The sequence below is a fragment of the Serratia sp. HNCC26DJ206 genome, from assembly GCF_057180605.1.
In genome coordinates, this window is sequence record NZ_JBXUGP010000038.1 from 1 (window position 1) to 11,440 (window position 11,440).

7 protein-coding genes and 1 pseudogene are annotated in these 11,440 nt (G+C 53.6%); all 8 read left to right on the plus strand.

Features of this window, described 5'->3' with window-relative positions; all coding sequences use genetic code 11:
- A partial coding sequence (locus tag AC2A1E_RS20795; protein WP_484385344.1) for a DUF6708 domain-containing protein occupies positions 1-340 on the plus strand: 340 nt, incomplete at its 5' end.
- Positions 341-412: 72 nt separating this feature from the next.
- A complete protein-coding gene (locus AC2A1E_RS20800) occupies positions 413-1,219 on the plus strand; it encodes a DUF6708 domain-containing protein (RefSeq protein WP_484385345.1) in 807 nt (268 codons plus the stop codon).
- A gap of 116 nt (positions 1,220-1,335) precedes the next feature.
- Positions 1,336-2,262 (plus strand): hypothetical protein, encoded by a 927-nt coding sequence (locus tag AC2A1E_RS20805; protein ID WP_484385346.1) that lies wholly within the window; start codon positions 1,336-1,338, stop codon positions 2,260-2,262.
- Complete coding sequence (locus tag AC2A1E_RS20810; RefSeq protein ID WP_484385347.1) at positions 2,252-5,386, plus strand: T6SS effector BTH_I2691 family protein; 3,135 nt, start codon at positions 2,252-2,254, stop codon at positions 5,384-5,386. The genes AC2A1E_RS20805 and AC2A1E_RS20810 overlap by 11 nt, the downstream gene beginning before the upstream one ends.
- 5 nt (positions 5,387-5,391) lie before the next feature.
- A complete protein-coding gene (locus AC2A1E_RS20815) occupies positions 5,392-6,189 on the plus strand; it encodes a DUF6708 domain-containing protein (protein WP_484385348.1) in 798 nt (265 codons plus the stop codon).
- A gap of 74 nt (positions 6,190-6,263) precedes the next feature.
- Positions 6,264-7,496, plus strand: a complete 1,233-nt coding sequence (locus AC2A1E_RS20820) for a hypothetical protein (RefSeq protein WP_484385349.1) — start codon at positions 6,264-6,266, stop codon at positions 7,494-7,496.
- Complete coding sequence (locus AC2A1E_RS20825; RefSeq protein WP_484385350.1) at positions 7,493-10,948, plus strand: ImcF-related family protein; 3,456 nt, start codon at positions 7,493-7,495, stop codon at positions 10,946-10,948. The genes AC2A1E_RS20820 and AC2A1E_RS20825 overlap by 4 nt, the downstream gene beginning before the upstream one ends.
- A 117-nt stretch (positions 10,949-11,065) precedes the next feature.
- Positions 11,066-11,338: pseudogene (locus tag AC2A1E_RS20830) on the plus strand (PAAR domain-containing protein); the annotation flags it as partial.
- Positions 11,339-11,440 lie beyond the last annotated feature (102 nt).

Here is an 11,440-nt window from a genome sequence, read left to right on the forward strand (position 1 = left end):
GATCCGTGTGTTTAACTGGGCCGATGTGCATGGTGAAGTCCGTTTTTCCAGCGATCATTACAGCGGCGGGTTTCAACTGTTTTTCTCCGTTTGCCAACCCGGCACCTATAACGTGATTGAGCGTTTTAAGATCAGCGGTGGTTCTCCAGAGCAGTTTCACCAGTTGTGGAGTTACCTGTGCTTATATATGAAACATGAACCCGTATCGCAGGAGCCGGAATATCCAGGCCGCCCAGATAACTGGAGCCCCCGCAAGGCGGACCGTTGGCCTGCGGCGATGGAGCAGGAATCCACCACGGCCCCGCAACGGCAGTTGGCAGGCGCACCCTTACTCGAATGATGGGAGGTTTACCCACCTGACGCTATCAGGCAAATAAGGTCACCATCCAGAAAACAAAATCAGGAGAGTTTGATGTCACCCCAGCCATTCGTAGTATTGGATGAAAACCGCGAGCCCAAGCTGGTTCCACCCGTTAAATTCTGGTACGAGGATATGCCAGAAAATAGTCAGCCACAATTAGCTCCTCCTCTCTTGCAATGTCGAAATTATTTAAATGATATCTGGCTAGAAATTCCCCGTTACAGCCCAATGGCTTGGGGGAGTATGATTTTTATGATTATTATTATGCTGTTTATTATGATTAGTTATTTTTGTTCCTTTTTACCATTTTATGACTCTGATTTAGTTACGATTAATATGCTTGTTATTGGGGAGTTTATTGCTTTTGCATATGTAATTTATTTTATCAGGGTTTATTTTTATGAACCCCGTGATCAACCGGTTCGTTTTAATCGTAAACGGCAAAAAATCTATATTTTTGAATATAAAAGGAGAGCATGGAACCCTTTGGGTAAATGGCCCACCAAGATCCACGTTTTCGACTGGGCTGATGTACAAGGTGAAGTCAGTTTTTCCCGCAGTGCTTATGCTTACGGCTGTCAGCTACATTTTTCCATTTGTACGCCTGGCACCAACAAGGTGATTAAACGTTTTCCGATCAATGGTGGATATATAGGGCATTTGCACCAGTTGTGGAGTTATTTGTGCCTCTATATGAAACATGAACCCGTGTCGCAGGAGCCGGAATATCCAGGCCGCCCAGATAACTGGATCCCCCGCAAGGCGGACCGCTGGCCAGCGGCGATGGAACAGGAATCCACCACGGCTCCGCAACGGCAAGTGGAAGGCGAGCCAATACCAAAGCAACTTGAAGTGTGATGAGTATAACGGGGATATTTCATTTGCCATTTTATACTGCCAGCTCTTCAATCGATGGCAGTATTTACCGCTTATCTGTAATTTGAATGAATTTCAATGTATTTGATGGAAATATTATGGAAATGCAGAGCTCTCAGGAGGATACCCTGATAAAGATGTTGGAAAAGCAACAGGGTGAGTACCGCTATTTATTGCTGGATCCACTGAAAACCGTTGCGGATATCAACCCTCTGTACTTGCCTACCTTGCGCAGCGTGCTGGGTGAGCGTGCCGTCTTTCCGGTGTTGCGCCGCGATCTGGCGTATTCCCCCCAGCATTGTCCACAGCTCGTTTTGCTGGCTTCACCGGGTGAGCATTGTGATTTTTCGTGGCTTGCAGGCACGGAAGAATACGCCCGCAGTGAAGTGTTACATGAAAAACGTTACCTGTGTGCCTGGTTATGCAGCACGCTGCCTCTAGGGCAACTGGCAACTGCTCTTGCTGAGCAGTGCAATCAACTGACAGAGCACAGTTTTATTCCGTTGTTTGAACCCTTGCGCTTTGAACTGTTGCAGGCCATGAGCTTACAAGAGCAACTGGCAGGCACTGTCTGGCCAGTAAGTCAGTGGATGTATGTGAAGACTTCAGGCGATATCGCCTGTCAGGCTGGAAAAGCCAGTGAAGCACGCTGGAGTTTGAATTGGGGTGTTGAAAGAGCCCAGCAGGAAATCCGGCCTATCTGGCAACTCCTGTTTGCCTGGCAACAGGTTAATCCTGCATTGCCTAGTGATGCGGCTATGCAGGCGGCAAATGCCTGGCAGGAAACCGCCAAAACCGGGCTTACCGATCTTGAAGATCGCTATTTTCTGGCATTGAACCGCTTGACGCTGTCTGTGGATATCGAACAACATCCCGCCGTCAGGAGCTTGTTACAGCAGGCGATTGCCGATCCGGCTCAGCGTTTCACGCAGCTTTTAAAAACGTTACCGGACGCCGTCTTACAGGAACTGGAAAACACACCGCCGCAGAGTGGCGATAAGGGAATACATATCCATGGGGCTTAAAAATCAGATCATGCAAAACGCCGCGGCCAGCCAGCAAGCGGCATGCACACCATCCGACTGCAAAGCCTGCCAGCGCAGTGGTTTGCCAATATTTCCGCTACGCGTGGCGGCGGTGCCGAAAGCGCTGCTGAATTCCAACTGGAAACCTGCCGTTCCTAAACAGGATGCGGAGCTTACCGGGGGGGAGTTCAAGTACGTCCTGCGTACCCTGCGTATGGGGTATCTGTATGTACTGCTGGATAAAACTGTGTGGCAGGGCTACGAGGTCACAGCGGAAGGTTATCTGCGCCAGTTCAACCCGTTGGTGATGCCGGAAGGTAACACCGTTCAGCCGCTAAGCCAATGCTGTCTGACGCAGGGGCACGATCTCGCCGCCAGCTTTATCAACATTGACGACGAAAAATATCATCAGGCGTGGTTGGCGTTCAGCAGTGATCCGTGGAGTAAAGACGTTCTGGCGGAGTATAAAAGCGGCAAGCGCCCTGCAACACGTTTTACCAAGATCACCCTGTCGAACAAGCAAATATCTGGGGATAGCGGGGTCTGCATTCCACTGGACTCTTCACTATCAGCCCTAAAATCCAGCGTGGCCGAGTTTGCAACCAACCTCTTTACCAATATCGCGAAGGTAGGCGACGAGAGAACCGGCGGGGCGCACGGTTTTTATCCTCGCCTGGAGAAAAAAAGACAAAACGCCATGAGCAGTTATGTTTCCCAACTCGGGCTGAGATATCAGTGCACAGTGATGGCTGTTGCTGTGGACGATCCGGTTGGCGTAGTTCAGGAACTGAATATTGGACGTATGCAGATAGCGGAAGCCCGCCAAGCTTATATTGAGCAACCTGAAGTCTTCCACAAGCATATGATTTCAGAGGCCATTACCCAGTATCTCGACAGAATAAAAAAAGATATAGCGAAAGAGAGCTCTGCCCAGTACAAGATGCGCGGCCCTTCAATAGCGGCTCTCATGGGGGGGGCGGGCCTAATAGTGAGCTTAATTCCTAAGTATGTTCCCGCAGAAAAGGTGGCTGAGCAGACCTTCACTGAACGGTACGCGCGCCTGTTGAAAAGTTATAATGAACCGGCCCGGGCCGCTTTTGCCGCGGAATTTGAGCAACGTTTTACCACTCCGGACAGGCAGCTTAAGGCTATTGATAAGGATCTGGCCGCTTGGTACAAGGTTCAGCTCTGGCTAAATATCATGACCTATGATTACGCTCCTGCCAGCAGTGCGGCAAGCTGGGCAGCACAGATGTTAACGCTCGCGGCTTGTGTTCAGGGTGGGGCAATGGGCAAGGAAACAAAGGATATTTGGGCCTTGTGGCTACAAAAGGCCGACTCTCCTGCCTATCTGGGCTTTACGGGGATGAAAACCTCCCTGTTGGAGACCGTTTTCAGTGGTGGCAACGTCTTCGGTAACCTCAAAACGGCGGGAACCTCTGATGAATTTGGTAACTACCTGAAAAATACTGCCATCCAGCAAGGCTGGGCGAGCCGGATACTGGCAGTGACCGGCTCGGTGAGCCAGTTGGGCAAAACAGTGAGCCCATCGACACGTAAAAGTTACATGGCGATGATGCAAGGTGCCATGCTGACGGTCGGTGAGTCCACCGTGGTGCTGGAATATCAAACGACGTTTCGGAAATTAAAGAGAAAACTTAGAGATAACGCCAAACTCCGCCAGTCCCTGGCCAAAAATAATGCTTCCTTTGAAAATTCCGGCCTCAGAGGCGGCAGCGCAGCGGTGGTGGATGAGATTATGGGGATGCGCGGCAAAGGACTGGACGCTCCGATCAAATTGCAGCTCAGCGTACCGGGTACGCTTGAGCAGTTACAAAAAGCAGTGCCGAACATCAAGGTCACTAAAAAGCCTTTCGGCAATCCGGCGATGGTGAACGATCTTGATGACTTGTTTATCTCTGATTTGTCGCTCCAGGGCAAAGGCATCAAAGGGCCTGTCCTGAAGGCAAGCTATGCGCAGATGGCGGAATGGAATGAGCGTGGTCGGCGTCTTATCAGTGGCGACGGTGCCGGTCTGATACTGGGGGCGGGGTTAATGGCCTTACAGTTAGCAGACTGGAATGCTAAAGCGGACGGTTTGAAATACTCCGTGGGCACCGATGTGGATGCCACTGCAGACTATGCTATTAACCGCTTGCTGGTGGTGGAGGGGATGGCTGAAATTGCCGGGTTCGCATCCAAGCTGGCGGTGAAGCAGAACTGGATAACCCTGACAGCGAAGCAACAAGTACCCGGACTGGTCAGGTTCGGAGCAGTGCTTGGGGGAATCGCTGGGATGGTGGATGGCATTCGAAACGGAATGCATGCTTCGGAGGCTTATAAAACTGGAAATACAGGCGCTACTCTCGCTTATGGCTCCGCGGGAATATCGATGGCTACTGGCGGAGTTATCAGCATTATCTTTGGGTATCGTGGAGTTTTCGCCTTAACCAGCCAAACAGGGCTTTTGGGATTGGGACCAGCAGGATGGGCAGCGATACTTATTCTGATGGGGTTAATACTGGCCTATGAGGCTGCTGGACTCAGAAGCACGGCGTTTGAGCTTTGGCTGCGACGCACTTGTTTTGGTATAACAAATGAGAGCATTAACAGTTCCTCGATCTGGCGCGCCAACAGCCCGTCTGACTTGGCTGAGGCGGTGGTAGAGTACCGCGCAGTGGTCAGTGGTATGGTAGCGGATGTGGCCTTTGCCTCCCGGCTTGACATTCTCACCGGTAACCCAACTATTCAGTCCGTTGCTTATCGTCGGGTAGATTTCAGGGTAAGTATGCCAGGATGGAGTGAGGCAACTAGTGGGCGGTCAATATCTTTAACCCGTGACAGTGATGGTGCGGTATTGTTTTCCCAATCACATAACGCTCCCGGACTTAACAATCATGACCAGCACGCAGGGCCTGAGGGTTATTATAAATATCTATGGCAGACCGATGATGTGAAGGATGACAAAGGAAAAGATACGGGGCTGAAAATTCTGAATCTGGTGGTCAGCATCTGGGCAGAGCGGGACCGCACACCTAAAGTCACCTTGAAGGCAAACTACTGGCCGGATAAAACAGATCCAGATATTACACTGGGTTTAAAGCTCAGCGCAGAGCAGGGCTGAAGAACATGGGCAAGCTTAAGCGACGCCAACAGAAGCAACTTCAACGGGAACAGCTTCAGCAGATACTTCCCCGGCTAATTCCTCCGGTCAAGAACTGGAGTGAGGATTTGCCAGATTTGGCAGAGGATCAGCGTTATCCTCCGCAGCTTATCCGGGTGAATAAGATTAATGATATCTGGATGGAGATTCCACGCTATGTAAATCATGGATGGTGGGGGATATGGTTTTTTGCACTCATACTAATAATACCGTTGGTCATGGCTATCGCCTTTACTTTCGAGCCTGGGGTTATTTTTATCCCTTCATTATTATTTATGTGTCTAGTGGCTATTTTTATTTTTTCTTCGTTTCTGATTTATTGCCTCAAGTCAGTTCTATTTGAACCTCGTGGTGCTCCAGTACGTTTTAACCGCAAACGCCAGAAAGTTTACGTATATGAATATCAGACCAGTATGTGGCCTTGGAAACGCTGGTACCCTGTAATTAAGGTGTTTGACTGGGCAGATATTCACGCTGAGCGGGTGCTGATGGCCGGGCATGCCGACTGGGGGCACCGCGTCTATTGCGCCGTCTGCAAACCGGGTACTTACGAAGTGGTGGATCGATTCGTGCTGACCTGGACCGTGGGCAGTATTTATGACGCCTACGGCCTATGGAGCCATTGCTGTCACTATATGCAGGCAAAACCCGTACCGACTACACCGCTACTGACAGACGTTCCCTGGAGTTGGACGCCCTTTAGAACCGTCCGTTGGTCACAAGCTTTGGACAAGGAATCGACCACTGCGCCGGATGAAGTATGATACATTGAAAAACCACGATATATTTTAGGCCATTCGTCGTTAAGCCCTTGTAGAACCCTAATTGAGTTTCTCCGATGCCTGTAAAATTAAACACCATACCCGGCCCAGCATTACGTCCGTCGCCACCCAAGCCATTACGCTGGTTCGGTACACTGCTGGGTTTTATTGCGGCCGGAATATTACTCATGCGTTTTCTGGGGAAACTGGTGGGTGAGACCACCTTCTGGTGGTTTGCCATCGGTATCCCCGTGGTTGTCTGGACGGTGCTTATGGGCTTTCGTCTGGCCGTCTACATGATGCAGCAGATCCATGCCAATGCTTGGGATCAACGGCGCGAGCAGGTTATTTTGCAGGAAGTCCGTCGCGGGCGTCGAGCACTGCAAATCCTGGCGGCAGAATGCAGTACGGCACATGCTGCTGACCTGCAATTTACCTCAATCGCTGACGCATTGCTGCGCAATGAAAATGAAATCATTCCTCAGGCCTCCTGGAATGGTGGGATCAGTATCCGACACAGCCGGTTGCCAATTACACAAGAGCTGTCACCGGATGCGCAAGTCTTGGCCGCATTTTCAGCTCTTCTGGAAAAGCTCTCTGGGGCGTTATCCCATCTTCCTCCAGATAACCCCATTACCCTTTTACTGGAGTCCAGTTCCTCGCTTTCTGAGTCGTGGATACGGGAACTGTGGCAGCAGGCTTGGCAAGAGAGTGCATTACCGCAACCTACCCTTTTTGCACAAGGGCGAGGATTGGCCGCGATTGACCACTGGCTCGATCACCGTATTAAAGACAATGCGCTACTGCTGGTCATTGCCCTGCAAATCGCACCTGAAGAATCTGAGATGACCGGTGAAGCTCTTGTCGGATTACTGCTCGGTAACCGCCTGACGCAAAAAAACCTCCCGGCCATGGCGTTGCTGCACCGGCCTGAACGTAGCCCTCCACAACAGGCATCATTGCAGTCAGGGGTTTTGCAGGCCGCCGACTGGGTGCCGTTACTCACCGATGAGGTGCAGCACCTTTGGTTAGCGGGATTGTCGGCAGACAGCGAAGCTTACCGCAGTGTGATCACCGTTCAGGGCAAGGCACCGCTCGCCCTTATTTCGGCGGGTTCGAACGTACATAATTTTGACGAATTTCTGGGCGACCCAGGCCGTGCGGGGCCCTGGCTGGCGATCGCCGCTGCTGCACAAGCGATCGGCCAGTCCCCTGCACCGCATATGATCATCAGTGGCGAACAAGGCAGTGAGACTGTCTGGTGTACCGTCGTCGCCCCCATCGCTTCTCACAAGGAGAATACAGCGTGAAGCGCATAGCCTTACCGATTAAAAAGCCAGAAGCCTGGTTCTGGATAATGACCCTGCTGTTTTTACTGGCTGGCATCGTGTTGTGCTGGCTGGTCTGGCAGCACCCGGATCGGATAGGGTTGATTCAGGGAACACCACAGCGTGACCGTTGGCTCACCGGGTTGATGGTGGGAACCGGTGCAATTGCCCTGTGCGCCCTGCTGTCATTTATCGGTACCCGCCTGTCCGGTAAAAAGCATTTTGACGAGGTTCGTCAATACTCTCAGGGTGACGACGCCCCTGCACCTGTGAAAACGGATAAAACACCAGACACCTCTCAAGCGTCCTCGGTTCAGCTAAAAAAACGCCTGCGTCGCCGCTACGGCCTGTTCTGGCGTTATAAAGTGCGGCTGCTGATGGTGGTAGGCGAACCTGAACAAATCGCCGCCCTGGCCCCCACACTGGCTGAGCAAGGTTGGCTGGAAGGTCAGCGTACCGTCTTGCTGCACGGTGGCAGCCTGCATTCACAGAATGACGCGTCACGCCTGGCGGCATGGCGAAAACTGCGCCGCAGCCGCCCGCTGGACGGCGTGGTCTGGGCCGTGACTCAGGCGCAGAGCCGGGTATCCTCGTGGATGGATGACGGGCTGCGCACGCTGGAAAAATCCGGCGAAGCGTTGCGTTATCAGCCACCGGTCTATCTGTGGCAGGTGTGTGAAAGCCATTGGCCACAGGATGAACGGGTGACGCAGCCGGTCGGCGCGGTCTTTGCCGCCCATGCGACGCCGGACGCCATTGAACGTCAACTGCGGTCGTTAATCCCCCAATTGCGCGAACAAGGCATGCAGCAGGTGCTGGCTCAACAGCCGCATGATTTCCTGTTGCGTCTGGCACAGTCTCTGGGTGCCAGCGAGGCCGCACGCTGGCGGCAGGTACTCACGCCGTGGTTTGCCGACTATGTCGCTCGCATTCCGTTGCGCGGGCTGATGTTCAGCCTGCCAGAGGTATCCACAAACGCTTCTGCGGGCGTGCATGAAAAAACCTGGACCGCCCCGGCCAGTTGGCAAGGGGTACTGGACGATTGCCGTTCCGCCCGCGGCCGTCGCGTCGGCCTGCCGTGGCAGCAAACCCTGTGCTACGGCCTGCTTGCTCTGATGGTCTTGTGGGGGGCGGGCAGCGTGGCGTCGTTTGCCGTCAACCGTCAGCAGATGCTCTCTGCGGCTGAACAGGTGCAGCGTCTGGCGAAACCGCAGCCGGTGTCCGATGAACAACTGATCGCCTTGCAGGCATTGCGTAACCAGATCGGACGCCTGCAGGTGCGTGCAGCAGAAGGTTCCCCTTGGTATCAGCGCTTCGGCATGGATCATAATGCGCAACTGCTTGATACCCTGCTGCCGTGGTACGGCAAGGCCAATAACCGTTTAATTCGCGATGCCGCTGCAGACAGTCTGCAACAACAACTCGGCGTATTGGCTAACCTGCCCGCCAATAGCCCGAAACGGACCGCACTGGCCAAATCCGGTTATGACCAGTTGAAGGCGTACCTGATGATGGCGCGGCCGGAAAAAGTCGATGCGGCGTTTTTCGCCCAGGTGATGAAAACCACCGCGCCAGTGCATCAGGGCATCTCTCCAGGGTTGTGGCAGAGCCTGGCACCAGACCTGTGGCAGTTTTATGCCCACAGCCTACCCACCCAGCCGAGCTGGAAAATCGTACCGGACAAGTCCCTGGTGTCACAGACCCGGCAGGTGCTGCTGGGTGAAATAGGCCAACGTAATGCCGAAAGCACACTCTATGAAAACATACTGTTGTCGGTGCGCCGCAATTATGCCGACATGACCTTGACCGAGATGACGGGCGATACGGATGCGCAGCGTCTGTTCCACACTGACGAAACCATCCCAGGGATGTTCACCCGCAAGGCGTGGGAAGAGCAAATCCAGCGGGCGATAGACAACGCGGTCACCTCCCGGCGTGAAGAGATTGACTGGGTGCTCAGTGACAACCGCCGTTCTATCTCTGATGATATTTCACCGGAAGCATTGAAAAAGCGTCTGACCGAGCGTTACTTCACCGACTTTGCCGGTGCCTGGCTGAGTTTTCTCAACAGCCTGCGTTGGAATGAGGCGAAAAACCTCTCCGATGTGATTGACCAACTCACCTTGATGAGCGATGTCCGCCAGTCGCCGCTGATAGCGCTGATGAACACCGTGGCCTGGCAGGGGCAAACCGGGCAGCAGACCGAAGCGCTGTCCGACTCACTGGTGAAGTCGGCCAAGGCCCTGATAAAGAAAGACGCCGAACCGGCGATAGACCAACAGGCCAGCGGACCGGTGGGCCCGCTGGATGAGACCTTTGGTCCGTTGCTGGCCCTGATGGGCAAAGGCAATACCCAGACCATGATGTCGTCCGACAGCTCACTCAGCCTGCAGACCTTACTCACTCGTGTTACCCGCGTGCGCCTGAAACTTCAGCAGGTCGCCAGCGCGGCCGACCCGCAGGAGATGATACAGGTGCTGGCACAGACGGTGTTCCAGGGCAAAAACGTGAACCTGACCGATACCCAGGAGTATGCCAGCCTGATTGCCGCCAGCCTGGGAGAGGAATGGAGTGGCTTTGGCCAAACGATGTTTGTTCAGCCGCTGACCCAGGCCTGGGAAACGGTGTTGCAGCCGTCGTCAGCCAGCCTGAACGACCAGTGGAAAAATGCCATTGTGGTGAACTGGAAGTCGGCCTTTGACGGGCGTTACCCGTTTGCCGCGAGCAAAAGCGATGCCTCACTGCCAATGCTGGCCGATTTCATCCGCAAAGACAGCGGGCGCATCGACAGTTTCCTGACCAGTGAACTGGGTGGGGTGCTGCACAAGGAAGGCACCCGCTGGGTACCGGACAAGGTAAACAGTCAGGGGCTGACCTTTAACCCTGACTTCCTGGCGGCCATTAATCAGCTGAGCCAGATTTCCGACATCCTGTTCACCGACGGCAGTCAGGGGTTGCGGTTTGAGCTGCTGGCCCGTCCGGTACCGGATGTGGTGGAAACCAACCTGTCGATTGACGGGCAGAAGCTCCATTACTTCAATCAGATGGAAAGCTGGCAAAGTTTCCGCTGGCCGGGGGATACCTATAAGCCGGGTGCCATGCTGACCTGGACCAGCGTTGATGCGGGTGCCCGTTTGTACGGTGACTATCAGGGCACCTGGGGCCTCATTCGTTGGCTTGAACAGGCGAAGCAGCAAAAACTGGATGAAGGGCGCTATCAACTGACGTTTACCACACCGGACAACGCGCCGTTGCAATGGATATTGCGCACCGAGTTGGGTAAAGGCCCGCTGACGTTGCTGCAGTTGCGTAACTTCACGCTGCCAACGCAGATTTTCCAGATACAGAATACCCCGGAACCGGCTGCGCATACCCCTGATGATGAGTTTGTGCAGGAGGATAGCGCTCCGGATCACGTTCCAGAGAAACGATGACGGTGATGTAAAGCGCCAGTGTGACAAGCCCTGAGTCACTTTTACCATAGGCAGGGCACCGGTGTTCCTGCCTACGCCGCCGTACCGGGCGCATAACATGAAATAGAGGACACTCTCATGGCAAAAGGCTATTACCTAGTGATACAGGATAAAACCACCTGCGGTGGCGTTATCACTGAAGGCGATCCCACCCACACCCTGATGGGAAAAGCGATTGCCCGTGAACAGGACCGTGTCACCTGTGGTAAGTTCCCTGGCATGTATGTGATTGTCGGGCACATCCCGGCGGATTCGGTGGTAGGGCGCAAATTTGCTGGCACACAGCACAGCAAAAGCAGTTGCCCGTGTCAGGCAAATTTGATCCCGTCGATAACGACGAGAACCTATGAAAGATAAGGGTTCGCTTCAGGGCCGGAAAACCGCACGTGGTGTCTCGCCCGACAACACCGCCCCGTTTTCCCCTTGTGGGGAGCGGGAACACGGTTTTCTGAT